Raw genomic sequence first — 25,358 nt, forward strand, 5'->3', positions numbered from 1 at the left:
CGGCGCTGGCATGGTCTGATCCCGTCACCGGACAACTCCCGGCGGGCCGAGGAAGGGAAGGAAGTATGAGCCAGGGAAACCTGCTGGCCATCAGCGACCTGCACGTCAACCACGCGGAGAACCGCAAGGTCGTGGAGGACTTGAGGCCCCTCACCGACGAGGACTGGCTCATCATCGCCGGCGATGTGGGGGAGTTCTCGCACGACATCGCCTGGACGCTGGATACCTTGCGCAAGAGGTTCGCCAAGGTCATCTGGGCACCCGGCAACCACGAACTGTGGACGCCCCCGAAAGACCCTCTGCAACTGCGCGGGCGGAAACGCTACGAGCATCTCGTGGACCTGTGCAGAGGTCTCGGCGTCCTCACGCCCGAGGACCCGTACGCCCGTTGGGACGGGCCGGGCGGCCCGGTCACGGTGGCACCGCTGTTCGTCCTGTACGACTACACCTTCCGGGCTCCGGGCACCTCCACCAAGGAGGAGTCACTCGCCGTCGCCCACGACAGCGGCATCGTCTGTACGGATGAGTACCTGCTGCACCCCGACCCCTATCCCAGCCGGGATGCCTGGTGCGAGGCGAGAGTCGAGGAGACCGAGCGGCGGCTGTCGGCGTGCGATCCGGCGTTGCCGACGGTGCTCGTCAACCACTATCCCCTCGTTCGCGACCCCACCCGCATCCTGCGCTACCCCGAGTTCGCGCAGTGGTGCGGCACCGTACGCACCGCGGACTGGCACCAGCGCTTCCGGGCCCACACGGTCGTCTACGGGCACCTCCACATCCCCCGTACGACCTGGCATGACGGGGTCCGGTTCGAGGAGGTCTCCGTCGGCTACCCACGCGAATGGCAGCGGCCCGGCCATCCGGACGTCGGGCTGCGTCGCATCCTGCCGCAGGACGCGCGGCCTAAGGAACATATAGATTTGCCTAATCACATTAGGTAACTCCATAATCGGCTACGGCAGGCACGCGAGAAGCGATGCGGATGCGGAACAGTGGCGGAGGACGGAGAACGGGCGGGCATGGCACGAGTAGGACTGACCACGGAGCGACTGGTCCAGGCGGGCGCGGAACTGGCCGACGAGATCGGCTTCGAGCAGGCGACCCCCGCGGAGCTCGCCCGGCGGTTCGGCGTCAAGCCCGCGAGCCTGTACGCGCACGTCAGGAACGCCCACGACCTCAAGACCAAGATCGCCCTGCTCGCCCTGGAGGAACTCGCCGACCTGGCCGCCAGCGCGGTGGCCGGACGCGCGGGCAAGGACGCCCTGACCGCCTTCGCGAACGTCTACCGCGACTACGCCCGCAAGCACCCCGGCCGCTTCGCCGCCACCCAGTTCCGGCTCGACCCGGAGACGGCGGCCGCGAGCGCCGGTGTCCGGCACGCCCAGCTGACCCGGGCGATCCTGCGCGGATACGACCTGGCCGAACCGCACCAGACGCACGCGGTACGGCTACTCGGCAGCGTCTTCAGCGGCTACGTCGGCCTGGAGACCGCAGGTGGCTTCAGCCACAGCGCCCCGGACTCCCAGGAGAGCTGGACCCAGATCCTGGGCGCCCTCGATGCTCTGCTCCGCACCTGGCCGACCGCGTCCTGACCGACCGCGCCATGACCTGCCGCGCCCTGAACTGCCGCGCCCTGAACTGCCAACCAACCGGCCCTCCTCAACCAGAAGTCCGAGAACCGAGAACATGAACACCGACGCCAACACCGACACAGACACAGACACAGACACCGACACCGACACCGAGTACGGGCACAGGCACGGGCATGGGCACGGGCACGACTGGACCACCACCCCCATCACCGCCGCCCTCCTTCGCGGCGCCCTCGACCTGGAGCACACCGACCGCGGCGTACTGCCCCATCGGCTGCCCGCGCAGGCCCGCCAGCAGATGCCCGACGGGCCGCTGGCCATGGCGGAGTCGCAGCCCTCCGGCGTACGCCTGGCCTTCCGTACCCGGGCCACCGCCGTCGAACTGGACGTCGTGGCCACCAAACGCGTCTACCCCGGAGCCCCGCCCCGCCCCGACGGCGTGTACGAACTCCTCGTCGACGGGCGACTCGCGGGCCAGGCCAGCGCGGCTGAGGGCGACACACTCACCGTCGACATGGGCTCCGGAACCACCCAAACGCAGCCCGGACCGGTGCGGACTCTGCGCTTCACCGGCCTGCCCGCCGCCGAGAAGGACATCGAGATCTGGCTGCCGCACGACGAGACCACCCAGTTGGTCGCCCTGCGCGCCAACGCCCCCGTCCACACCCCTCCGCCCAGCGGCCGCAAGACCTGGCTGCACCACGGAAGTTCGATCAGTCAGGGTTCCAACGCCGCTACCCCGACCGGGATCTGGCCCGCACGCGCCGCGGCCCTCGGCAACGTGGAGCTGATCAATCTGGGCTTCGGCGGCAGCGCCCTGCTCGACCCGTTCACCGCCCGCGCCATGCGCGACACCCCCGCCGACCTGATCAGCGTCAAGACCGGCATCAACCTCGTCAACACCGACCTGATGCGGCTGCGCGCGTTCGGCCCGGCCGTCCACGGCTTCCTCGACACCCTCCGCGAAGGGCACCCCACCACGCCCCTCCTGGTCGTCTCACCGATCTACTGCGCCATCCACGAGACCACGCCCGGCCCCAGCGCCCCGGACCTGAGCGCGCTGAGGGAGGGACGGCTACGGTTCACGGCCACCGGCGACCCCGCCCAGACCGCGGCCGGAAAGCTGACCCTCGCGGTGATCCGCGATGAGCTGGCCCGCATCGTCCAGCAGCGCGCCACCACCGACCCGAACCTGCACTACGTAGACGGCCTGGACCTCTACAGCGAAGCCGACCACGCCGAACTACCGCTCCCCGACGACCTGCACCCCGACCCCGCCACCCACCACCACATCGCCGAACGCTTCGCCCACCTCGCCTTCGCCGACGGTGGCCCGTTCGCCCCGCCAAACCGCTGACCACCTCGCCACTCAGCAGCAGCTACCCGTGGCGGATGTCCGCAGGTCCTTGACCTCCTCGTGCACGCGGGCGAGGGCGGCGGCGATGTGCGCGGGCGGGGCCGCGTCAGTGCAGCACGCCGTGGTCTTCAGGTCAGCTGACGTGGCGAGCACCTTGCCGTAGTAGTCCTTGACGGCCTGCTCAACCGTGGACGTCGTCGTCGTAGTGGTGTTGTTGGTGGTGGTGTTGGTCATGGCTCTCCTAAGTGCGGGGCTGCGGGAACCCATCGGCCAAGTGGAGCCTTCCCTTCTTGTGAACACGCCGAGCGGGGCAGAAGCGCCGGTTCGCGGGCCCCTGCCGAGATTCTGTGCGGGAGTCCGTATGGAAAACGGCTACGACGGAGATGGACAGCCCCATGGGCAGCGCATACGACCTAGTGGTCATCGGTGGCGGCAGCGCCGGTCTCACGGCGGCCCGCACCGCCGGGCGGCTCGGTGCCCGCACTCTGCTCGTCGAGCGGGACCGCCTGGGCGGTGACTGTCTGTGGACGGGATGCGTGCCCAGCAAGGCGCTGCTGCATGTGGCGGCGGAGGTACGGGCCGCACGGGGCCTGGGTCGCTACGGTCTGGCCGCACCGCAGGGTCCGGCCGACCTGTCCGCCGTGATGGCGCACGTCAAGGGGGCGATCGCGGCGATCGAGCCGCACGACTCGGCCGCGTCGCTGGCCCCGCTGGGCGTGGAAGTGGAGGTGTCCCGTGGCCCGGCCGTCTTCACCGGGCCGCGCGGCCTGCGGATCGCGGACCGTACGGTCGCCTTCCGGTACGCGCTCATCGCCACCGGGTCCACGCCCTCCCTGGCCCCCGTCCCAGGTCTCGCCGAGGCCATACCGCTGACCAGCGACACCGTCTGGCAGCTGACCGCACTACCCCACCGCCTCGTCGTGCTGGGCGGCGGCGCCAACGGCTGCGAACTGGCGCAGGCTTTCGCCCGGCTCGGCTCCCAGGTCACTCTGGTGGAGGCGATGGAGCGGCTCCTGCCACGCGAGGAACCCCGCGCCTCCCGGCTGATCGAGGAGCGCCTGACGGCCGAAGGCGTCACCGTCCTGACCGGCTACCGGGCCGAGAGGGTTGCCGATGGCGCGCTGCACGGCGGTTCGGACAGTGCAGGTACGGGCAGCCGCGGCCCGGGCAACCCAGATCCGGGCAGCCCCCTCCCGTACGACCGCCTGCTCGCCGTCACCGGCCGCCACGCCAACACCACCGGGCTCGCCCTGCAAGCGGCCGGAGTCCGCCTCGACCAGCGCGGGAACATCGAGACGGACGCGCGCCTGCGCACCGCCAACCCCCGTATCTACGCGGCCGGGGACGTGACCGGAAAGTCCGCCTTCACCCACCTGGGCGGAGTCCAGGGCGGCGCGGCGGTCGTCGACGCGCTCCTCGGCGTACGCCGTCCCATCGACTACGACGCGGTGCCCTGGGTGACGTTCACCGACCCCGAGATCGCCCGGGTCGGCCTGACCGCCGCCGAGGCCCGCGACCGCCACGGCGACAGGGCACGGGTGTGCACGCTGGAGCACGACCGGGTGGACCGGGCGGTCGCCGACGGACGCACCGAGGGCTTCACCAGCCTGGTCCTCGACGGGCGGGGCAGGATCGTGGGCGCCACGGTCGCCGCCCCACACGCCGGGGAGACCGTCGCCCATCTCGCGGCGGCCGTACGGCTGGGCTGGACGGCGTCGCGGTACGCGAAGACCGTCCACCCGTACCCGACGTACGCGGACGGGCCGTGGCATGCCGCGCTCAGCGACGTATACGCCCGCCTCCACCAGGGCCGCGGGGTCCGCCGGGCCACGGGCGCTCTGCTCGCGCTGCGGCGGAAGGTGTGGCGATGATCCTGCGACTGGTCCTGGGCGCGCTGTTCGCGGCGATGGCGGCGGGGCAGCTCGCCTCCTTCGGCGCCATGCCGGACATCATCAGCGCGTACGGGCTGACCAGCGGGTCGGCCTCAACGACCCTGGTCATCCTGCTGATTGCCGCTGAGGCAGTGGTGGCGGCGTGGTTCCTGGCCCGGCCCCGCTCCAGGGCGCTCGCGCCCGTATGGATCTACACCGGGGTGTTCCTGCTGTGGACGCTCCTCACCCTTCAGGCGTTCGTACGGGGCCTCGACCTCGACAACTGCGGCTGTTTCGGCAACTACCTCCGCCAACCGCTGCGCTGGTGGGTACTGATCGAGGACGCGCTGCTGCTCCTGTACGCCTGGCTGCTGCTGCACGGGAGCACGCGCGGCCAGGCCACCAACGCCCGCCGCGCCCGCCACACCACCCACGCCGCCACTCCACACAGAAGGAAGGACGCACCCTGATGGGACTCGCGGCGACACTGCGCGCCCTCGAACGCGCCACCCGCCCCTACGACCCGGAGTTCACCGACGCCATGAAGCGCCGCTGGGCCGAGCTCCCGGAGGTGGCCAGGACGCCGGGACAGATCGTCGGCCGACACGGCGTGGGCTGCGAGGGCACCCACGGCGTCTTCCCCAGGTGCAACCTGAAGTGCACCCCCTGCTACCACTCCCGCGACGCCAACCGGGTCCGCGTAGACGGCGCGCACACCCGCCAGGAAGTCGCCGCCCAAGTAAGGCTGTTGCGCAAGCTGCGCGGGCCGCGCGGGCACACCCAGCTGATCGGCGGCGAGGTCAGCCTGCTCCCACCCGACGACCACGCCGCCACCCTCTCCGTGATGCGCGAACACGGCCGCGAGCCGATGAGCTTCACCCACGGCGACTTCGACTACGACTATCTCGAGCGGCTCGCGCTGGGCCCGGACGGCAGGCCGCGCTTCTCCCGACTCTCCTTCGCCGCGCACTTCGACAGGTTCATGTACGGGCGCCGAGGCATCGAGCGCCCTCCCGGCGAACGGGAGTTGGACCCGTACCGCCGCAGGTTCACCGCCATGTTCGCCCGGCTCAAGCGGCAGCACGGCATCAGCTACTTCCTCGCCCACAACATGACCGTCACCCCCGGCAACCTAGACGAGATCGCCGCCGTCATCCGCGCCAACCACACGGCCGGATACGGCATGTTCTCCTTCCAGCCCGCCGCCTTCATCGGTGACGAACGGCGCTGGAAGGAAAACTACCGCGAGGCCACCCCGGACGCGGTCTGGTCCCAGATCGAACGCGGCGCGGGCGCCCGCCTCGACTATGACGTCTTCCACAACGGCGACGTGCGCTGCAACCGCACCGCGTACGGCTTCTACGTCGGCAGCCGCTGGTTCCCGTTCCTGGACGGCGACGACCCGCGCGACATCGCCGTGCGCGACGCCTTCTTCCACTACCTGGGACGGGTCAGCTTCACCGGTACGCCCCCGGCCCTGCTCGCGGGCAAGCTGCTGCGGATCGCCGTACGGCATCCGCGCACGGTGGCGATCGCGCTGGGCTGGCTGGCGCGTGCGATGCGCAGGGTGGGGGTGCTGCGGCTGCTGCGGCACCGCTTTCGCGTACGCCCTGTCACCTTCGTCATGCATCAGTTCATGGACGCCGAGCAGGTCGCCCCCGCCTGGGAGTTGACGCGGCGCGGCGCAACCAGCGACGACCCGAAGGTGCGCGAGACGCAGGAACGACTCGCCGCCTGCCACTACGCCATGGCGCACCCCGAGGACGGCACCCTGGTACCCGCGTGCGTCCAGCACGCCGTCCTGGACCCCGCCGAGAACGCGGCGCTGCGCAGGCTGCTCCCGATCGTCGAGGTCCGCTAACGAGCGCGGGAAGAAATAGCGGCAGCTGGACAGGGACGAGAGGAGCAGGCATGCGCATCGGAGTCATCACCGGTTCGGGCAGCTACGCGTGGCCACACCTGGAAGGCGCCACCGACCACACCGTCACCACCGAGTACGGCCGGGCCGCGGTCACCGAGGGCCGCGTGAACGGCACGGACATCGTCCAGCTGTCCCGGCACGGCACCGGCCACCACCGGCTGTCCCACCAGGTCGACCACAAGGCGAACCTGGCGGCACTGCGGGCCCTGAACGTCGACGGGGTCATCGCCCTGACGGTGTGCGGGGCCGTGGACCCGGCCGCCGCCCCCGGCTCGCTGATCGTCTTCGACGACCTGTACTTCCCCGCCAACCGGCTGCCCGACGGCTCGCCCTGCACCTGGTACGACACCCCGGGGCAGGTGGGCCGCGGCCACTGGATCTTCGACAGTCCGTTCAGCGAGCCGCTGCGGCGGTCCTTGATCGCGGCCGCGCGCACCATCGGGGTGCCGGTGATCGACTCGGGCGTGTACGGGCATGTGGACGGGCCACGCTTCAACTCCCGCCCCGAGATCGCCGCGCAGGCCGCCGCCGGAGTGAGCGCGGTCAGCCAGACCGCGGGGCCGGAGATCGTCCTCGCCGGTGAGGCCGAACTGCCGCTCGCCCTGGTCGGTTTCGTCACCGACTACGCCAACGGGGTCGTGCCCGAGCCCGAGCCGGTCGAGGCGCTCCTGGAGCGGATGGCGGCCAGCAAGCAGATCTTCGCCGACCTCGTCGCCCGCGCCGTACCGGCCATCGAGGCCCCACCTCCCTCCGGCTTGGTCTACCGGTTTGGTTCATGAACCTGATGAAGGTGAAGAGGAAGGTGCGGGAGCAGGAGCAGGAGCAGGTTGAAGGCGCAGGCGCGGTGAAGATGAAGGTGTCGATCGTCGTCCCCGTCCTCAACGAGGAAGCCACCATCCAGACCGCCCTGGCCCGGCTGCGCCGCGACTTCCCCGACTGCGAACTCGTCGTCGCCGACGGCGGCTCCGCCGACGCCACCCTGGAACTCGCCGCCCCCTTCGGCACGTTGGTGAGGGCACCGCGCGGCCGCGCCCGCCAGATGAACGAGGGCGCCCGGCACTGCACCGGCGACGTCCTGTGGTTCATCCACGCCGACACCCGTATCGACCCGGCCGCACTCACCCAGATCCAGGTCGCCCTCAGCGACCCGACGGTGGTCGGCGGCGGCCTCACTCTCCGCTTCGACCGACGCGGCCCGGCCCTGAACTACCTCGCCCGTACGTCCAACGCCCGCGCCCGCCGCCTGCACCACGTCTTCGGCGACCAGGCGATGTTCATCCGCCGCAGCGCCTTCGACGCACTCGGAGGCTTCCCTGACCTGCCCATCATGGAAGACCTGGAGATGTCCCGCCGCCTGGCCCGGCGCGGCCCGCTGCGGGTGCTGCCCGCCACCTCCACGGCGTCCGCGCGCCGCCTGGTCGCCCACGGCGTCTGGCGGATGATCGTCTTCATGCAGTACCTGAAGCTGCTGTATTTCGTCGGCGTCGACCCCGAGTACATCCGCCACCGCTACGCGGCCGGTCCCCGATTCCCGGCCGCCTGAACCACTTGGAGGCACAGCTTGGAGGCACAGCTAGGAGCCAAGCCCAAGCCCAAGCCCATGCGCATCGCGGTGTGCGGCGGTCCGTACGGCAACCCGTACGCCCTGCGGGCCTTCGCCGACGACGCCCGCGCCCGGGGCGCCGAACGCCTCTACTGCCTGGGCGACCTCGGAGGCTTCGGCGCCGAGGTGGACGCGCTGTGGCCGATCCTCACGGCGTACGACATCACCTGCGTCGCCGGGAACTACGACGTGGCCATCGCACGCGGCGACACGGACTGCGGCTGCGGCTACCGCGACGCGAAGGACAACGAGTACGCCCAGATCATCTACGACCACACCCTGGCCACCACGAGCCGCGACTTCGCCACCTGGATGGGCCGCCTGCCCACCGAGCGCCGGGAGACGATCGCTGGCTACGACGTCCACCTGGTCCATGGCTCGACGCTCGCCCTCAACGACTTCTGGTGGGAGTCGCTGCCGCCCGAGCAGCACCGGGCGCGCGTCGCGGCCTCCGGTGCGGACGTGGTCCTGTGCACCCACAGCGGCCTGCCCTGGCAGCGCCGCGTCGACAACACCCTCGTCGTCAACGTCGGCGTCATCGGCAAACCGGCCAACGACGGCCGCCGCGACGTCTGGTACGCGCTCCTGGACCTCGCCGACGACGGGCGGGCCTCGACCTCAGCCTCGACCTCGACCTCGGTCCCGGCCTCGGTCTCGGCCTCCGTCTCGGCCGAGCTGATCCCCCTCGCGTACGACTGGCGGGCACAGGCCGCCTCGATGCGCGCCGCCGGGCTGCCCGAGGTGTTCGTGGAGACCATCGAGACGGGATGGTGGACCACCTGCCTGGAGATCCTGCCGCCGCGCGAGCGCTCTCGCGGCCGCTACCACCTCTACCGCTCCACTCTGCCCACCGGCTTCAGCCCGGCCCAGGACGGCTGGGGTGACAGCGGGGCGGAGTCCTTGGAGGGAGACCGTCCGGTGGTGCCGCTGTTCGGCAGCCCGTACTTCCCCTCCCGGCTGTGGCTATACACGAACTTCCACTGCAACCTGGCCTGCGACTACTGCGCGGTCGCCTCATCCCCGAAGGCACTCCCCCGCACCCTGCCCGCTGACCGGTTCCGGTCCCTGGTCGACGAGGCCGTCGAGTCCGGCTTCACCGAGCTGTACGTGACCGGGGGCGAGCCCTTCCTCCACCCGGAGATCGTCCGCCTCCTCGACGACGCCTGCGCGAAGCTGCCCACGGTCGTCATGACGAACGCCATGCTGCTGCGCGGCCGCCGCGCCAATGGCTTGTCCAACCTGGCTGACCTGGCCGGTCGCAAGCTCACCGTCCAGACCTCCCTGGACGGCGCCACCCCCGCCACCCACGACGCACACCGCGGCCTCGGCTCCTTCCAGCGCACGCTGGACGGCATCCGCCACCTGATCGACCTCGGCCTGCCGCCCCGCGTCGCCCTGACCGAAACCCCGGAGAACTCCGCCGAGGTCCCCGCCGTGGCCGACCTCCTCGCCGGGCTTGGCCTGCCCGCCGACCATTTCGCCGTACGGCCGCTGCTGCGCCGCGGCTTCTCCTACACCGGCGTCGAGATCGGCGAGGACATCTCCATCCCGGAACTCACCGTCACCGCCGACGGCCTGCACTGGCACCCCGCGGGCGCCGACACGAGCACCAGCCCCGACCTGTACCTCGCGCCCGCGGGCACCTCGCTGGAAGCGGGAAAGCAGTTGGTGACGGAGCGGTTCTTCACCGCCCGCCTGAGCGACGGCAGCCTGCCCCGCCCGGTGAACTGCGCCATCTGACCCACCAACCCGCCCCAATCCACCCCGCCTCGGGAGTCCCTCATGACACCTCGCATCGCCGTCATCGGCGCCGGCCCCATCGGCCTGGACGCCGCCCTGGCCTGTACGGATGCCGGGTGGCCGGTCACCGTGTACGAAGCCGGGCCCAGCGCAGCCACCCATGTACGGGCCTGGGGCCACGTCCGCCTGTTCACCCCCTGGGAGCTCAACGTCTCCCCGCGCATGCGCGCCCACCTGCCCACCGCCCCCACCGGAAACGCCTGCCCCACCGGAACCGAACTCGCCGACCGTCTCCTGCACCCACTCACCGAACTCCCGGCCCTGCAAGGCAGGATCCGCTACGCCACACGCGTCGCCGCCATCTCCCGCACGGGCCTCCTCAAGCACGAGCACATCGCCGACATCACCCGCGCGGAGACCCCGTTCACCCTGCTCCTGGACACACCGGACGGGGAAGACACGGCCCAGGCAGACATCGTCCTGGACTGCACGGGCACCTACGCCAACCCCAACACCCTCGGCGACGGCGGCATCCCTGCCCCCGGTGAACGCGCCCTGGCCCACCGCATCACCCGCACCCTGCCCAACACGACGACGGACCGGGCCTCGGACCGCTGGGCGGGCACCGTCCTGCTGGTCGGCGCGGGAAAGTCCGCGCAGACCGCGGCCCGCGACCTCGCCACGCTGCCCGACACACACCTGATCTGGGTCGTACGCGACGCGCATCCCAACTGGGGCGCCATACAAGACGACCCCCTCCCCGGCCGCCAGGAACTAGTCGACATCTCACAAAAGTTGGCAGACTCCGCACACGCCCGCGCGACCGTCCACACAGGCACACACATCCAGTCCCTGACGCCGAGTCCGGCGCCGACTCCGACTCCCACTCCCACTCCCACTCCCGGGAACGCCCCCATCCTCGTACGCCTGGCAACTCCCCAAGGTCCGCAGGAAGTACGTGTCGACCACATCGTCTCCCTCACCGGCTACACCGGCGACCCCACCCTCCACCGCCAGCTCCAGGTCCACGAGTGCTACGCCACCGGCGCGCCAATGAACCTCTCGGCTGCTCTGCTCGGCTCGTCCGGCGCCGACTGTCTCGCCCAACCGGCGGTCGGGGTAGACGTGTTGCGCAATCCGGAACCGCACTTCTACATCCTGGGCGCCAAGTCCTACGGCCGCCTCAACACCTTCCTACTGCGCAGCGGATACGAGCAGGTCAACGAGGTCACGTCGCCCTACGCCCACACTCGATCAGGCCACACACCTCTGAGCCGGTAGCATCGGCGTCCGCCGTCGCGGCGGCCGACAGGTCGGATGCACCGGGATCACTCGGAAGGGCGACGGGCCGTTCACCCTCCCGTGCGAGCAGACCACAAACAAAACAAGCGATATGCACGTTTTTTTCATACGGTGGTGCCGGGCAATGGAAGTAGAAGGGCGGCCCGCATGACCACGGACCCGATCTACGCCGAGCTGGACCGGCGCGCGGCTGAGCTGCCCGACCACGTGATCGAACGGCGGCACCATCCGCACCGGGACCCGGAGCTGTCCAACCGTGAGACCAACACCGAGCGACTGATCGCCGAGCATCTGCGGTCGCTGCCTCTGGACGACGTACGGACCGGGATCGCCGGGCACGGCGTGGCTGAGGAGGGCCCGCCCGTCGCCGAGAAGGGCGGCCTGTACGTAATGCTCGGCCTCCAGGACGCTCACCTGAACGACCAGGGCCGCCCCATCCCCTCCCCCGGCGGCCGCGGCCTGATCACCCACCACCATTCGCACTTCCACACCGACGACGCCACCCTCGTCACGGGCGTACGCCTGCACGCCAACGTCGCCTACGACCACCTCACCGGCACCCTGGCAACCCCCGCATGAGCCAGGCCCGCCACCGGGTCCAGGTCCGCAGGATCTACGACCCGCCCGAGCCCGACGACGGACAGCGCGTCCTCGTGGACCGACTGTGGCCCCGCGGCGTGTCCAAGGCGGACGCGCACCTGAACGAGTGGCTCAAGGCGGTGACCCCTTCGGCCGAGCTGCGCCGCTGGTACCACAGCTCCCACGCCAGCTTCGACGAGTTCGCACGCCGATACGAGGCCGAACTGACCACTCCCGAGGCCGCACAAGCCCTCAACCACCTGCGCGACCTGGCCACGAGCAGCCCTCTCACGCTACTCACCGCCGCCAGGGACCCAGACCACAGCCACACTGCAGTACTGCTGCGCCACCTGTAACCCCAAACCCCACCCAGACCACCCCCGCCCCGCCCCCCGCCCCGAGGACCGGTCCCGCCCAATCCTCCGCGCCCAGGCACAGCAAGGCCCGGAACACCGGCCACACCCACTCCATCCCGATCCGCTACCCTGTCCTTGGCTAGCCGCTGGCGCGCCCGCCTCACGCACCAAGCACCACCGCGAGAGGCATCGCACCACTGCTGACCAGCGCCTTCGTAGCTCAGGGGATAGAGCACCGCTCTCCTAAAGCGGGTGTCGCAGGTTCGAATCCTGCCGGGGGCACAACGCGTCAAGCCGCTGACCTGGGGTTTCTCCCCCGGGGATGCGCTTTAGTCGGCCTCGGACTCGTCGTCCGGGGCCGTTTGCGTGAGTGGACGGGGTGTTGATCTCCTGACTGGCGTCACGTCGGACTGGCGCAAGACCGACGCCCGTCCGGCGTATCCATGCGCCCTCCTCCTTAGCCATCACCGTCGGCCTGTAGGGGTGTAGGGGTGCGCACCTGCTCGCGGCGTCGCCCGAGTCAGGACAGCACCGTCGCCCGCCGAGTTTCAGGGGGGTGGTCGCCGAGGTGCTACGGGGAGCGGGCTGCCTGTCAGTGCGGTGGTGCGGAGAACCGTCGACAACGAGGCGGACCTTGGAGACCGCGTCGCTGTCACTCAGACGCAGTGCGGTGTTTGCGGCGTTGAGCACCGCGTCGATCTGGCAGCAGCCCGTTCGGTCGGCGCGTCCTCTTCGGCGCCGCAGGAGGCACGTTCAACGGCCCCGGGCTGCGCGGCGGCCGTCTACCGGCGCCCTCGCCCCAGGGGGCAAGCAACTCGGCCATCTCGGCGTTCGTCCTAGGGTCGTCTTCCGTCTGTCCGCAGCTACCGTGGTCCGCCATGACTACTCAGCCAGAAGACGACACAACCAACGAGCGATTCATAGCCCCTCGTCGCAGTGAACAGTCCGGCCCCGTGGCCTACACGCGCTACCGGTGCACATGGACGCGAGCCCGTGATGAGGTCAATGGCCATCTGTACCTCGGCCTCGCAGCCCTCACGGGCTGGGTCATCGTGATGGCCGTCGCCGCGAACAGCGAACCGGGCCCAGATAGCGAGATCGCTACCGCCGCTTTCTTGGCCTGGGCACTGGGAATAGTCGCGCTCGTATCCTTTGTGCTGGCTCTGTGGCGCTGGCCTACCGAGTACCGCGCCCACCTGCCTACCCCAGATGACCAGAGCCGTCAGCAGAACGGACCCTCGTAGTCGGCCGTCGGCGAGTTGACCTTCACCTTGGGGGAGGCCACAGCATCGGTGGGGCCGGGCGATGTGCCTGGCATGAGGGAGGAGCGAGCATGGGGTTGCTGACCATCGGGGCGTTCGCGAAGGCGTCCCGGCTGTCGCCGAAGGCGCTGCGTCTCTACGACGAGCTCGGCCTGCTGGCCCCCGCTCGCGTCGACCCGGTGACCGGCTACCGCCTGTACGCGCCGGAACAACTGGACCAGGCCCGACTGGTCGCCTGGCCCCGGCGGCTGGGGATGCCGCTGGTTCGCATCCAGCACGTCTGCACGCTGGATGCGGGCCTGGCCGCCCAGGAGATCCGCGCGTTCTGGGCTCAGGTCGAAGCCGACACCGCCGCACGGCGGGACCTCGCCGCCTTCCTCATCGACCACCTGTCCTGGAAGGACCCCGCCATGAACCTCGGAATCCGCTACGCCGCCCTGTCCGACACGGGCCTCATCCGCGAGAGCAACCAGGACACCGCCTACGCCGGGTCCCGCCTGCTCGCCGTCGCCGACGGATACGGCAACGGAGGAGCCCCCGCGAGTGCCGCCGCCGTCGACGCGCTCAAGCACCTCGAAATCGACAGCATCCCGGCAGGCAGTCTCCTCAACGTCCTGGAAGACGCCGTCGACCAAGCCAAGCAGGCCGTGCACGGCATCGCCGGGACAGCCGCCTCCCCGGGCAAGGCCGGCACCACCCTCACCGCGATGCTCTGGACCGGCTCACAGCTGGCGCTCGTCCACATCGGCGACTCCCGCGTCTACCTCCTGCGCGACGGGGAGCTGTTCCAGATCACCCACGACCACACCATGGTCCAGTCGATGGTCGACGAGGGGCGCCTTGCCCCGGAGGAAGCCGCCTCCCACCCCCAGCGTTCGCTGCTGATACGAGCCCTGGGTCAGGGAGCCGATGCCACCCCGGAGATGCGCTTGCACGACGCCCGGCGGGAGGACCGTTACCTGCTCTGCTCCGACGGCCTGTCGACTGTCGCGCCGACCGAAGACATCCGCCGGGTGCTCTCCGAGACCAGGGAGCCCGAGCAGGCGGTCCGCGAACTCATCGCCCTCGCCAACGACTCCGGCGGTCCCGACAATGTCAGCTGCGTGGTCGCCGACGTTGTGGAGCTCCGGCAGTAGGAGCGAGCGGCATGCACTTCGAGTTGCACGAGATCCGCTCCCAAGAATTCATCCGTGAAGCCGACGCATACCGGCTCTCCCAACGAGCCAGGAGATCCGAGCCGCCTCCCCGAGCCATGGCGGCCAGCACTTCGCGGCCAACTCCACTGCGCCTGCTGGCTTGGCTCCGCGGGTGAACGATCACGCTGCCGTGGGCGTGGCCGCGGGCGTGGCTCCACGCTCAGTGAACAACGGACCGGAGTTTCCCGGGTTCTGTTGCGCGCAATGGTGGTGCGTCAGCGACGAACTGACCGTGTGACTGGCATCTCATGGGCCGCCGCTAACTGCGATGGCCTGCGGGCATACAGAGCATGCATAAGAGATGCAGGCGACCTCCTTGCGGCACGGGGTGTCCGCTGTATGTAATTCCCTCCTTTACAAGGTGTGCGTGACCATGGCGCATGCCAGTTGCAAGGTGAGGGAATGCAAACGGGCACCGTGAGCACCGTGAGCACTGCGAACACAGCGAGCACAGCCACTCCAGAGCCGACGCGCGACGGGCGCGGTAAGTTCATTCCGCTGCTGGCGCTGGGCACGTTCGCGCTGGGCGTGGACGCCTACGTGATGGCCGGGCTGCTGCCCCACGTATCGGAAGACCTGCACATCTCGACGTCGTCGGCCGGGCAGATGGTCACCGTCTTCACGCTCTGCTACGCGCTGGGCGGGCCCGTCTTCGCCACCCTCCTGGCCAAACGGTCAGCGAAGGTGGTGCTCGGCGTGGCGCTGGTGGTCTTCACCGTCGGCAACGCCCTGACCGCCCTCGCCCCCACCCTGGCGATCCTCCTGATCGCCCGCGCGGTGGCGGGCGTCGGTGCGGGCGTGTACTCCCCCATAGCCGCCGCCACGGCAGCAGGACTCACCACTCCGGAACGGCGCGGCCGCGCTCTCGTCACCGTCATGGGCGGATTGAGTATCGGCACCGTCATCGGCGTCCCGGCCGGCATGCTCCTCGCCTCTCATGTGGGGTGGCGCGGGACATTGTGGCTGATCACCGCGCTGGGCCTGGTCGCTCTCATCGGCATCGTACGGCTGCCGAAGATCGAGGTGAGTCCGCCGCCGCCGCTGGGTCAGCGGGTACGCGCCCTCGCCAGCGGCCGGATCGCGGGTATCGTCTGCGTCTCGCTGCTCGGCGGCATCGCCAGCCTTGGCCTGTACACCTATCTCGCCGAGTTCCTCGTCGACGCCGCCCACACCGACCAAGCGGTCTGGGCCATGTGGGCCTGGGGCGCGGGGGGCATCCTCGGCAGCCTCCTCATCGGCCCGATCGTGGATCGGACCCGGCGCCCCTTCGCCGCGGTCAGCTGCGTCCTGCTGCTCATCGTGGCCAGCCAGTTCGTCCTGCCCACCGCCGCTCATGCCGCCGCGGCCTGGGCGGTCGTCCCGCTCGTGGTCTGGGGCGCGGCCGGATGGGCCGTGCAGGTGCCTCAGCAGCATCAACTCATCGCGGCACAGCCCCAACAGGCCGCCGTCGCCGTCTCGCTCAACAGTTCCGCCGTCTATCTCGGGAGCGGCATCGGGTCCGCGCTCGGCGGAGTGGTGCTGGGCCTCGGCGCCGCCCCGGCCGCCCTGCCGTACTACACGGGCGCACTCACCGTCGTCGCCCTCGTCCTGCACCTGACCGTGGTGCGTGCGGCCGTCCGGCGCGGGGAGCAGGCCACCGCCACAACCCCCTGAACTGGGAAGACAGCGGCAACTGGCTAGCATTGCCCCATGGATATCGGTCTACGCCATTTGCGATGCTTTCTCACCCTCGCCGAGGAAGAGCACTTCACCTGGGCCGCTGACCGCCTCGGCATATCCCAGCCCACTCTCACCCGGCACATCCAGCGCTTGGAGGGGGTGGTGGGCCGGGCGTTGGTGGACCGCAGCACCCGCCACCCCCGCCTCACCGCGGAGGGGCAACGCCTGCGGGCCGATCTCCAAGTCCTGCTGCCCCAGCTGGAAACGGCGCTCCAGCCCACCGAGCCGCAGCCGCAGGTCCCGCCACTGCGCCTCGGCTACGCCTGGGGCTTCCCCCTCCAGCGTGGCCGCAAGGCGTTGGCCACGCTGGAGAAGCGGCACCTTGTCCTCGTGCGGACCGTACGCCGGGACGACCGCACCGCCGGGTTGCGCGAGGGCTCCGTCGACGCGGCCCTACTCTGGGGGACCGTCCGCGATCCGCGACTGGTCACCACCGAAGTCCTGCGGGAGCCGCGTATCGCGGCGGTCGCCCGGAGCTCCACCCTCGCGGTGCGACAGCGTGTCACCTGGCGCGACCTCGGGCGCCGCTGTCTCGTCGTCAACACCGTGAGCGGCACGCTCAGTCCGCAGGACTGGCCTTCCGACGCCACTCCCGAGATCGGCGCGGAAGCCTCCAACGTCGAGGAGTACCTGCACGCCATCGCCGCCCGGCGCGGTGTCGGCGTACTCCCGGTGTCGGTGGCCGCGCAGCATCCGGACCCGGACATCCTGTACCTGCCACTCACCGGCGCCCCGCCCGCCGTCCTCACCTACGCCCACCCCCGCACCAACCCCCACCCGTACGCCGCGACCCTCGGCCAAGCCCTACGGCAAACCGACGCGCACGCCCCTAAGGCGCGGGGAGGAAAAGGAGGGTTTGGGACATCGGAGGGCGGAAAACACGGGGCCTACGCTGTCCCAAACCGCCCACTCTGAGGGAGCCGCACCCATGCACCAGCAGCACCCCGCCGAAGCGCAGCGGCCAGTCACAGTAGTCACCGGTGGCGGCCGTGGGATCGGCGCCGCCATCTGCCGCAGGCTGGCCGCCGACGGGCATGCGGTGGTCGTCGGGTACCGCTCAGACGCCGCCGCCGCGGAGGCCATCGCGGACGAGCTCCACGGCGCGGGGCACCGCTGCCTCACCGTGGCCGTTGACACCGCCGACGAGGCGTCCGTCGACCGCCTCTTCGAGGCTGCGGCCGAACTCGGGCCGGTCACCGGGCTGGTGAACAACGCCGGGGTGAGCGGGCCCAACGGCCGCCTGGCCGACGCCGACGCGCAGGGGATGCGGGACGCCATCGAGGTCAACGTACTCGGCTATCTGCTGTGTGCGCGGCGGGCGGTACGGGACATGACGGCGTCCGGGCGCGGCGGCGCGATCGTGAACATCTCCTCCGCGGCGGCGACGCTCGGCAGCCCCGGCCAGTACGTCCACTACGCCGCCACCAAGGCCGCGACGGACGCCATCACGGTCGGGCTCGCCAAGGAGGTCGCCGCCGACGGGATTCGCGTCAACTGCGTGGCCCCCGGCGTCATCTGGACCGGCTTCCACGAGGACCCCGAGCGCCCGGCGAAGCTCGCGGACGCCATCCCCATGGGCCGCGCGGGGCAGCCCGAGGAGATCGCGGGCGCGGTGTCCTGGCTGCTGTCGGGGGACGCGTCGTACGCAACGGGGGCGGTGCTGCGGGTCGCGGGTGGCATCTGAGTCTCGATTCTCAGTCTCAACTAGGACAAGAGTGGGCCTAGTTGTGGCCTAGCGTGAGTGTCATGACTTCTCCTCAGCCTCGCGTCAAGCCCGTGCCCGACGGCTACCACACCGTCACGCCGTGGATCGTCTCCCCCGACACCGCCCGACTCATCGCGTACGTGGAGGACGCCTTCGGCGCCGAGGAGCTGGGCCGCTTCACGGGTGAGGACGGACGCATCGGGCACGCCGAGGTGCGGATCGGCGACTCGGTCATCATGATGTTCGACACGGCGCCCGAGTGGCCGCCCACACCCGGTCTCATCCGGCTCTACGTGGAGGACGCCGACGCCGTACACCGACAGGCCGTCGCGGCGGGCGGCACGTCGGTCACCGAGGTCACCCACCTGGCGTTCGGGGACCGGGTGGGACGGGTCCGTGATCCACTCGGCAACCTCTGGTGGATTCAGACGCGCGTGGAGGACGTCGACGCAGAGGAGCTGGAGCGCCGCTTTGGCGATCCGGAGTTCGCGAAAGCGATGGAGTACGTCCAGGACGCGGACTTCTTTCCCGGCCGCGACAGCCGGGACGGACGCGACGGACGCGGTTGACCTTGCCCTTGGGTCAGAGCCCATCGTCTTCAGTGCCGGGCGGAGAGCCCGCCCGGTGACGGAGGATGGGCCCGTGAACGACGCCTGGATGGTGCCCAATGCCGATGCGGATGCCGATGTCGGCGCCGATGTCGGCGCGAACCGCGACGGCACCGAGCTCCTCACCATCGGAGCGTTCGCCCGCCGGGCCCGGCTGTCGCCCAAGGCCCTGCGGCTGTACGACCGCCTCGGGCTGCTGCCCCCGGCCCGCGTGGACGAGGCCAGCGGCTACCGCCGCTATCACACGGACCAGGTGGAGCGAGCCCGGCTGGTCGCGCTGCTGCGGCAGCTCGACATGCCGCTGGCCCGGATCAGCGAGGTGCTGACGCTGCCCGGTCCGCAGGCGGCCGACGCGGTCACGGCGTACTGGACTGACGTCGAGGAACGCGTCGCCGGACAGCGCGCCCTCGCGGCCTACCTCCGTGGCCGACTCTCCGACGGGAGCCACACCATGTACGAGAAGTTCGAGATCAAGGTCGTCGACGTAGCCGAGCAGTACGTCATCACCGAGTCCCGGCACACCCTGGCCGACGAGCTGCCGACCTTCATCGGCACGTCACTGGATCGCCTGGAGAACGCGGCGCGGGAGTGTGGCGGCCTCACCGGCCCACCGTTCGTCGCGTACTACGCGGAGGTGACGCAGGAGAGCGACGGCCCGGCCGAGTCCTGTGTGCCGGTCGCCGACGCGGCGGCCGCGCGGGCGTGGGCCGACGCGACCCGCGACGCGAGGGCCCGGGTGGAACCGGCCCGGCGCCTGGCGTACACCCGGGTCACCAAGGCTCAGGTCGCCTATCCGCAGATCAACGCGGCCTTCGAAGCGGTCGAGGCGTGGATCGGGCAGCAGAAGGGCATGACGATCGCCGGGCCCTGCCGGGAGATCTACTTCGCGGACTGGTGCGCCGCGGGCCCCGATGACGAGGTCTGCGACATCGCCTTCCCGGTGGAGGGCGTAGAAGTCGCGCGCTAGGGCGGCGTCAGCGCAGTTCCTCGGGGCACGGTGTGCCCCGAGGCGCCGCGTACGGCGCGCCCAGCCGGTACGTCCCGGCGCGGGGCGCCACCAGCTCCGTCCACTTGTCGCCCGCCGCGTCCTCCTCGGTCTCCACCAGGCAGCCGTTGACGTTGTCGAACTCCTTCGGCTCGCCCTCCGCCCGCTCCTTGGACGCCTCGGTCTCCTTCGGCCGCTCGACGATCTTGCCGTCGGCGTCGACCAGGCCCAGCCACGGCGAGTACGGGATACGGAGCAGCACCCGGCCAGGCGCCGTCACCTCGATCGTCCAGCCGCCCTGCCCGGCGCGCTCCACGGTCGCGGGCGGTTCGGCGAGCGGCGTGGGTTTGGTGACCTCGAAGAGCTGCCAGTTCCGGTCGGACCACAGCTTCTTCAGGTACGGCAGGCCGTTCTCGACGAGCTCCCGCTCGCGCTGCCCGCCGTCGCCGTCCGGCGCGTCCTCGGGCAGCACCACGTAGCGGACGCCCCAGCGATGCAGCCACTCACGGTAGTTGGCGGAGTTCAGGGTGTCGTCGTAGAAGAGCGGGTTGCGCTCCATGTCGGCCTGGCGGTTCCAGCCGCGGCCGAGGTTGACGTACGACGCCAGGGCGGATGCCTCGCGGTGGCTGCGAGCCGGTACCACCTCGACCCGGCCCTTGTGGGCGTCGACCTTCTTCAGCTGGTTGACCAGCGGCGCCAGCTCGCGTGCCCAGGAGGCGGCCGGGGTGGTGTTCCGTACGTCGTCGAGCGCCTTGAAGCCGATCCAGGCGTTCAGTCCGATGAAGGCCACCGCGAGCGCGTACCACTTGGCGGTGCGCGGTACGGCGAAGGGCAGGGCGGCGATCAGCGCGACGCCCGCGAAGAGCATCGGGAGCCGGGTGATGTTGGAGCCGACCTGCGAGTCGAGCGCGGTCGCGAGGACGACGCTGACGACGTAGATCGCGGCGGTGATCCGTACCGTCTTCCACCGCTTCGGTGAGAGGACGTAGACGAAGACCCCGAACAGCACCGGCAGGATGGCCGACGCGATCGCCATCGGCTGCGTCCCGGAGAACGGGAAGAACCAGGCGGACAGGCCCACCACCGCGACCGGCGGCAGCCCCAGGGCGTACGCGCCCGGGCGTCTGCCCTGCAGGAACATCGCGGCGGCCACCAGCCCGGTGAACAGCCCGGCCACCGGGCTCGCGGCGGTCGCGAGGCCCGCCAGCGGGGCGGCGACGGCCGCCTTCGCCCAGCGGTTGGTGCGCCAGCGGTGCGGCCAGCAGAAGACGGCGGCGACCGCGGCGAGCGCGAACACCAGGCCGAGCCCGAAGGTGACCCGGCCGGACAGGGCGTTGCACAACAGCGCGAAGAGGCCCGCGAGCGCGGCGGGCAGCGGGTTCTTGGCGACGCGGGTGCGCATCATGATCAGCGTGATCAGGCCCGCCGACACGGTCCCGGCCATCATCATCGTCGTACGGACGCCGAGCACGTGCATCAGATACGGCGACACCACGCTGTACGACACCGGGTGCATCCCGCCGTACCAGGCGAGGTTGTACGCGGACGCCGGGTGGCGGCCGACGAACTCGGCCCAGGCGTCCTGGGCGGCGAGGTCGCCGCCGCTGTTGGCGAACGTGAAGAACCAGAGGATGTGGAGTACGGCGGCGGCGACGGTGACGAGGGTGACGGGGTGGCGGATCAGCTGGTGGAGGCGGGAGGCGGGGGCAGGCGTAGGGGCAGGGGCAGGGTTGAGCGCGGGGGCGGCGGGTGTGGCTGCTCCCGTGCCTGTGTCCGCGTCCGTGCGCGTGTCCGCGCGCGAGCCCGTGTCCGCGCCCGCGGTCGTACTCGTGCGCTGTCCGGGCAGCTGTATTCGCGAGCGGGCCTCGGCGGCACCGCCCTCATCCGGATATGCGTCGTCATCTGCGCGCGTCGGCCCCGCAGTGGCCACTGAAGGCTCTCCCCGTGTCGTTCCGTTGTCCCGTGCTTCGTGCGTCGTGCTTCGTGCTTCGTGCTGCGTGCGGTGCGTGCGTCGTCCGTGGTGTCGGGCCCCGCCCCGATCCTCGGGACGCTAGCACGCGCCGCGGACAGGGGGAGCCCCGCCGAGGGCTCCCCCTGTCCGGCCGACCAGGTCAGCCGAGCCGGGCCAGCTTCGTCGTGAAGCCCGGTTCGGTGACGTCGCTCTGGAGGGCGACCGGGACCCGTACGGCACCGCCGTCGCCATCGCCGACATTCAGGACGCCGACCTTGGTTCCGGCCTTCGCCGCGTGCGGCGGGGTCTTGCCGCCGTCGGTCAACTCCAGCTTGACGGTCAGGCCCGGCCAGCCCACGGCGGTGACGTCCTTCGTGGCGACCACCGGGGTCCTGCCGCCAAGCCCGTCGTCGACGACGCCGACGACATCACCCTTCTTGACCACGGTCTTCGCTTCGAGCAGCTGCTGCGTGCGCTGGATCAGCTCCAGGCTCTTGTCGACCGCGGTGTCCAGAATCGGCACGCCGTGCTGCCCGAAGACGGCGCCGATGATCAGCTGCCTGCTGCCGCCGATCTGCTTCTCAGCCGCGAAGAGCAGGTTGCCGCCCGCCTTGGTGGTGGAGCCGGTCTTGATGCCCACGACGTCGTAGAGCGGGACGAGCTTGTTGTAGTTCTTCTCCTCCCGGTCGGAGGTCGTCGACTGGTAGCCCGGCTGCCGGACGATCTGCTTGAACACCGGGATGTCCATGGCGGCCTTGCCCAGCTTGACCTGGTCCGCCGCGGAGCTGACGGTGCTGTGCTCAAGGCCGCTGGGGTCCGTGTACGTGGTGTTGTCCATGCCCAGGTCGGCGGCGGCCTTGTTCATCTTGTCCACGAAGACGTCCGCGTCGCCCTTGCCGTCCCAGCGGGCGAGGAGCCGGGCGACGTTGTTCGCGGAGGGGAGCATCAGGGCCTGGACGGCCTCTTTGACGGTGATCTCCTGCCCCTCCTTGACCTTGACGACCGACTCGTTCTCCTTGAGGCCGTTGACGTAGTCGTCCTCGGCCTGCTTGTCGACGGTCAGGGTCTCGTCCGGCTTGTGATCCTTGAGGATCGCGTACGCCGTCATCGCCTTCGCGACGCTGCCGATCGGGATCGCCTTCTGCTCGCCGTACGTGCCGAGGCTGCCGATCCCGTCGACCTCGACGACCGCCTGGCCCTCGGTCGGCCAGGGCATCGACGGCTTGTCGCCGTCGAACGTGAACGTTTCAGCGGCGGTGAGCTCGATGCCGGGCGCGGGCAGCGGCCGCGCGGACTGTACGACTGCGAAGACCACCGCCGCCAGAACGAGCAACGGCGTCCAGATCTTGACCCGGCGCACCGCGTTGCGGACCGGGGTCTCCGGCTTCGGCGGCCTGTTCGTGAGCTCGGCGAGCAGGTCGAGCGGCGGCCTGGGCGGCAGCGGCTGCTGGGTGGTCTGGTCGGGCTCGCCGGGCGCCTCCGGCGGCGCGGAGGCGGAGGGGGCACTGCTGCTGCTCGGGGTACTGCTCTTCGCGGTCCCGGGCGCGCCGTCCAGCTGCTTGAGCGCGACGAACTTGCTGGTCCGCTCGGCCTCGGCTTCCGCTTCCGCTTCCGCTTCCGACGGCCGTACGGCCTTCAGCATGGCGGTCGGCTGATCCCCACCGCCCACAGACACGGCCTTGAACACGGCGGTCGCCTGATCCCCAGCACCGGCACCAGCACCAGTTCCTTCGTCGATGCCGGTGCCGGTGCCGGTGCCGGGCGCATCGTCGCCGCCATCCGCGGATACGGCCTCCGCGTCGGAGGGCTCGTCGCCCCCGGCAGGGGCACCTGCGGCGGAGGCGGAGGCAGGGGCGTCCGGCGTGGTGGGCTTGGTGGCGACCGACTCCGCACGGGCGGCGCCGTCCGGGGCGCCGGGCTCGTCAGAGTCGTCCGCGGAACCGTCCGCCGCCTCAGTCGAAGCGGAGGTGTCGCCCACCCCGGACTCGCCAGTGCTCTCCCCAGCGCGCGCGTCGTCCGCGACCGGGGCCTCGGGGTCCGCAACGGGGTCCGCGTCCGGTTCCGCGTCCGGCGAGCCCGCGGGGTCCGGCCGTGCGGCCGGTTCCTCGGGGGCACTGTTCGCGGACGCGACGGCCGCGTCAGGCGCGGCACCGGAGTCAGGCGCGGCATCCGACCCCGAGCCAGAACCCGAGTCGGAATCGGAATCGGAGTCGGAGTCCGACGTCGCGACCCACGCCGCCACCGCGGCCCGCAGTCGCGCGTCGTCCGTCTTCCCCTTCGCCTCGACACGCTCCGGCGCCCGGCCCTTCGCCGCGAGGCCCTCCGTCGAGAAGACCGCCGTCGGCTGGTCGACCCCAGCCGACGCCTCATCCGGAGCCGGGGTGCCCGGAGTACCCGGAGCACCCGCCGTGCCCGGGGCGCCATCCGCGCCCTCCCGGAACACCGCGAGCCGGGGATCGCCCTCCCCCGCCACGGGCTTCCCCGCGGACTTCCGCCGCTCCGACCTGTCGGGGGTCTCGCCCGCCACCGATGCCTCCTCTAACGCGATGTCCGAACCATGTACCAGTGTCCTGTGTGCGGGCTTAACCCCCGTGGTAGACGAGAACGACATACCTACTGGTTCCCATGCAAACCGCCCACGCGCTCTCGACAGATGAATGTGAGAGGGGTCACCCTGTCATTCATCCACGCGGGGAGGCATGGATGGGCAGGAGCCGCAGAACGATTCCGGAGGAGCTTCTACTGCTCGCTTTGGACCCGACCACGGGTACCACAGCGCAGCCGCAGTCGCTCGACCTCGGTCTGGCCGGAGCGCAGCTAGTAGAGCTGGCACTGGCCGGACGGATAGCCCCTGACGGGGATCGTATCGCCGTGGTCGTACCACGGCCGACAGGAGATCCGACACTGGACTGTGCACTGGAACTGCTACGCAGGCGTGGCGCTCCAGTACGCGCGGTCAACTGGATTGGCGGGCCCCGACTGGGGCTGCGCCAGACGTATCTCTCGCATCTGGAGCGGTGCGGCATGGTGCATGCCGTAGCGGGACAGATGTGCGGGGTACTGCCGACGACGCGCTACCAGGCGACGGAGTCGGCGATCAGCCGGGAGATCAAGGCCCGGCTGGACTCAGCGATCCGCACCGGCGTACCACCGGACCCGCGGACCGCGGCGCTCGCCGCGCTGGCCCATGCGGTCGGACTCGGCAAGCACCTCTACCCGGGGAACGAAGGGCGCTCATCGCGCTCCCGGCTCCGGGACCTGATCAGGCACGACCCCATGGGCGGCCTCGTGGCGCACGCCGTGATGGACGTCCAGAACGGCGTGGCGGCACAGCCGCGCCGATCACCGGCACCGGGCGGCCGCCAGCCAGCTCGGGCCACCGCGTCGGACACCGCCAGCAGCACGGTCAACGGCGTCCCGATGCAGCCGCGCCGAGGTTCGATGGCGCGGGCCGTGGCCCACTGAGCCAGGTCAAGCCCAGCACGTAGCACCAGCACCCTAGGCAGTACGAGCACCACCAGCAGTACGAGCACCATCAGCTCCACCAGCACCATCAGCGCCGCATCGCAGTCCCCCAAGTCCCGGTTCGGGAGCCGCTGGGTCGCGCGGGG

The 25,358-nt window shown here is 70.7% G+C and carries 22 protein-coding genes and 1 tRNA gene; 20 read left to right on the forward strand and 3 right to left on the reverse strand.

Annotation, left to right across the window (positions count from 1 at the left end; translation table 11 throughout):
- Nucleotides 1–65: 65 nt before the first annotated feature.
- The 3 genes from GCN81_RS26835 to GCN81_RS26845 all read left to right on the forward strand — a co-directional run bounded on the left by GCN81_RS26835 (nucleotide 66) and on the right by GCN81_RS26845 (nucleotide 2,949).
- Nucleotides 66–941, forward strand: a complete 876-nt coding sequence (locus tag GCN81_RS26835) for a metallophosphoesterase family protein (RefSeq protein ID WP_156727068.1) — start codon at nucleotides 66–68, stop codon at nucleotides 939–941.
- Between the two features lie 78 nt (nucleotides 942–1,019).
- Nucleotides 1,020–1,592: a TetR/AcrR family transcriptional regulator gene (locus GCN81_RS26840; RefSeq protein ID WP_156727069.1), complete on the forward strand. Its 573-nt coding sequence runs from the start codon at nucleotides 1,020–1,022 to the stop codon at nucleotides 1,590–1,592.
- Between the two features lie 94 nt (nucleotides 1,593–1,686).
- Nucleotides 1,687–2,949: a GDSL-type esterase/lipase family protein gene (locus GCN81_RS26845; protein WP_156727070.1), complete on the forward strand. Its 1,263-nt coding sequence runs from the start codon at nucleotides 1,687–1,689 to the stop codon at nucleotides 2,947–2,949.
- Nucleotides 2,950–2,961: 12 nt separating this feature from the next.
- On the opposite strand, the gene GCN81_RS26850 is transcribed toward GCN81_RS26845, so the two are convergent.
- Nucleotides 2,962–3,183, reverse strand: a complete 222-nt coding sequence (locus GCN81_RS26850; RefSeq protein WP_197287790.1) for a hypothetical protein — start codon at nucleotides 3,181–3,183, stop codon at nucleotides 2,962–2,964.
- Nucleotides 3,184–3,344: 161 nt separating this feature from the next.
- On the opposite strand from GCN81_RS26850, the gene GCN81_RS26855 reads away from it, so the two are divergent.
- The 16 genes from GCN81_RS26855 to GCN81_RS26930 all read left to right on the forward strand — a co-directional run bounded on the left by GCN81_RS26855 (nucleotide 3,345) and on the right by GCN81_RS26930 (nucleotide 19,778).
- Entirely contained in the window at nucleotides 3,345–4,820 is a 1,476-nt protein-coding gene (locus tag GCN81_RS26855; protein WP_197287791.1) for a dihydrolipoyl dehydrogenase family protein, read from the forward strand.
- Nucleotides 4,817–5,290, forward strand: a complete 474-nt coding sequence (locus GCN81_RS26860; protein WP_156727072.1) for a MauE/DoxX family redox-associated membrane protein — start codon at nucleotides 4,817–4,819, stop codon at nucleotides 5,288–5,290. Before GCN81_RS26855 ends, GCN81_RS26860 begins: the two co-directional genes overlap by 4 nt.
- Nucleotides 5,290–6,681, forward strand: a complete 1,392-nt coding sequence (locus GCN81_RS26865) for a radical SAM family protein (RefSeq protein WP_156727073.1) — start codon at nucleotides 5,290–5,292, stop codon at nucleotides 6,679–6,681. The genes GCN81_RS26860 and GCN81_RS26865 overlap by 1 nt, the downstream gene beginning before the upstream one ends.
- A gap of 50 nt (nucleotides 6,682–6,731) precedes the next feature.
- Entirely contained in the window at nucleotides 6,732–7,520 is a 789-nt protein-coding gene (locus GCN81_RS26870) for an MTAP family purine nucleoside phosphorylase (RefSeq protein ID WP_156727074.1), read from the forward strand.
- Nucleotides 7,517–8,284, forward strand: coding sequence for a TIGR04283 family arsenosugar biosynthesis glycosyltransferase (locus GCN81_RS26875; protein ID WP_156727076.1), 768 nt, complete (start codon nucleotides 7,517–7,519; stop codon nucleotides 8,282–8,284). Before GCN81_RS26870 ends, GCN81_RS26875 begins: the two co-directional genes overlap by 4 nt.
- Nucleotides 8,285–8,302: 18 nt before the next feature.
- The gene (locus GCN81_RS26880; RefSeq protein WP_156727078.1) at nucleotides 8,303–10,084 is read left to right on the forward strand and encodes a radical SAM protein; all 1,782 of its coding nucleotides are present in this window, start codon (nucleotides 8,303–8,305) and stop codon (nucleotides 10,082–10,084) included.
- Between the two features lie 42 nt (nucleotides 10,085–10,126).
- Complete coding sequence (locus GCN81_RS26885; protein ID WP_156727080.1) at nucleotides 10,127–11,365, forward strand: NAD(P)-binding domain-containing protein; 1,239 nt, start codon at nucleotides 10,127–10,129, stop codon at nucleotides 11,363–11,365.
- A gap of 168 nt (nucleotides 11,366–11,533) precedes the next feature.
- On the forward strand, nucleotides 11,534–11,965 hold the full coding sequence (locus GCN81_RS32035; RefSeq protein ID WP_197287792.1) for a hypothetical protein: 432 nt from the start codon (nucleotides 11,534–11,536) through the stop codon (nucleotides 11,963–11,965).
- Complete coding sequence (locus GCN81_RS26895; RefSeq protein ID WP_156727082.1) at nucleotides 11,962–12,321, forward strand: DUF488 domain-containing protein; 360 nt, start codon at nucleotides 11,962–11,964, stop codon at nucleotides 12,319–12,321. Before GCN81_RS32035 ends, GCN81_RS26895 begins: the two co-directional genes overlap by 4 nt.
- Before the next feature lie 209 nt (nucleotides 12,322–12,530).
- Nucleotides 12,531–12,603, forward strand: a tRNA-Arg gene (locus GCN81_RS26900).
- Nucleotides 12,604–13,654: 1,051 nt separating this feature from the next.
- A complete protein-coding gene (locus tag GCN81_RS26905; protein WP_156727084.1) occupies nucleotides 13,655–14,719 on the forward strand; it encodes a protein phosphatase 2C domain-containing protein in 1,065 nt (354 codons plus the stop codon).
- Nucleotides 14,720–15,205: 486 nt separating this feature from the next.
- The gene (locus GCN81_RS26910) at nucleotides 15,206–16,432 is read left to right on the forward strand and encodes an MFS transporter (RefSeq protein WP_231626984.1); all 1,227 of its coding nucleotides are present in this window, start codon (nucleotides 15,206–15,208) and stop codon (nucleotides 16,430–16,432) included.
- Nucleotides 16,433–16,468: 36 nt separating this feature from the next.
- Nucleotides 16,469–17,413: a LysR family transcriptional regulator gene (locus tag GCN81_RS26915; RefSeq protein ID WP_156727088.1), complete on the forward strand. Its 945-nt coding sequence runs from the start codon at nucleotides 16,469–16,471 to the stop codon at nucleotides 17,411–17,413.
- 13 nt (nucleotides 17,414–17,426) lie between these two features.
- Nucleotides 17,427–18,182 (forward strand): SDR family oxidoreductase, encoded by a 756-nt coding sequence (locus tag GCN81_RS26920; protein ID WP_156727089.1) that lies wholly within the window; start codon nucleotides 17,427–17,429, stop codon nucleotides 18,180–18,182.
- Nucleotides 18,183–18,244: 62 nt separating this feature from the next.
- Nucleotides 18,245–18,772, forward strand: a complete 528-nt coding sequence (locus tag GCN81_RS26925) for a VOC family protein (protein ID WP_156727091.1) — start codon at nucleotides 18,245–18,247, stop codon at nucleotides 18,770–18,772.
- Between the two features lie 88 nt (nucleotides 18,773–18,860).
- Nucleotides 18,861–19,778 carry a MerR family transcriptional regulator gene (locus GCN81_RS26930; protein ID WP_156727194.1) on the forward strand — a complete coding sequence of 306 codons (918 nt, stop codon included), beginning with the start codon at nucleotides 18,861–18,863 and terminating at the stop codon, nucleotides 19,776–19,778.
- A gap of 7 nt (nucleotides 19,779–19,785) precedes the next feature.
- On the opposite strand, the gene GCN81_RS26935 is transcribed toward GCN81_RS26930, so the two are convergent.
- Together GCN81_RS26935 and GCN81_RS26940 are read right to left on the reverse strand one after the other, a co-directional pair.
- Complete coding sequence (locus tag GCN81_RS26935; protein ID WP_156727092.1) at nucleotides 19,786–21,726, reverse strand: MFS transporter; 1,941 nt, start codon at nucleotides 21,724–21,726, stop codon at nucleotides 19,786–19,788.
- A 181-nt stretch (nucleotides 21,727–21,907) separates the two neighbouring features.
- Entirely contained in the window at nucleotides 21,908–24,274 is a 2,367-nt protein-coding gene (locus GCN81_RS26940) for a D-alanyl-D-alanine carboxypeptidase (RefSeq protein WP_156727093.1), read from the reverse strand.
- Between the two features lie 176 nt (nucleotides 24,275–24,450).
- Between GCN81_RS26940 and GCN81_RS26945 the strand changes: the two genes are divergently transcribed.
- Nucleotides 24,451–25,212 carry a GOLPH3/VPS74 family protein gene (locus GCN81_RS26945; protein ID WP_156727095.1) on the forward strand — a complete coding sequence of 254 codons (762 nt, stop codon included), beginning with the start codon at nucleotides 24,451–24,453 and terminating at the stop codon, nucleotides 25,210–25,212.
- Nucleotides 25,213–25,358 lie beyond the last annotated feature (146 nt).

The organism is Streptomyces apocyni, assembly GCF_009739465.1.
GTDB lineage: Bacteria > Actinomycetota > Actinomycetes > Streptomycetales > Streptomycetaceae > Streptomyces > Streptomyces apocyni.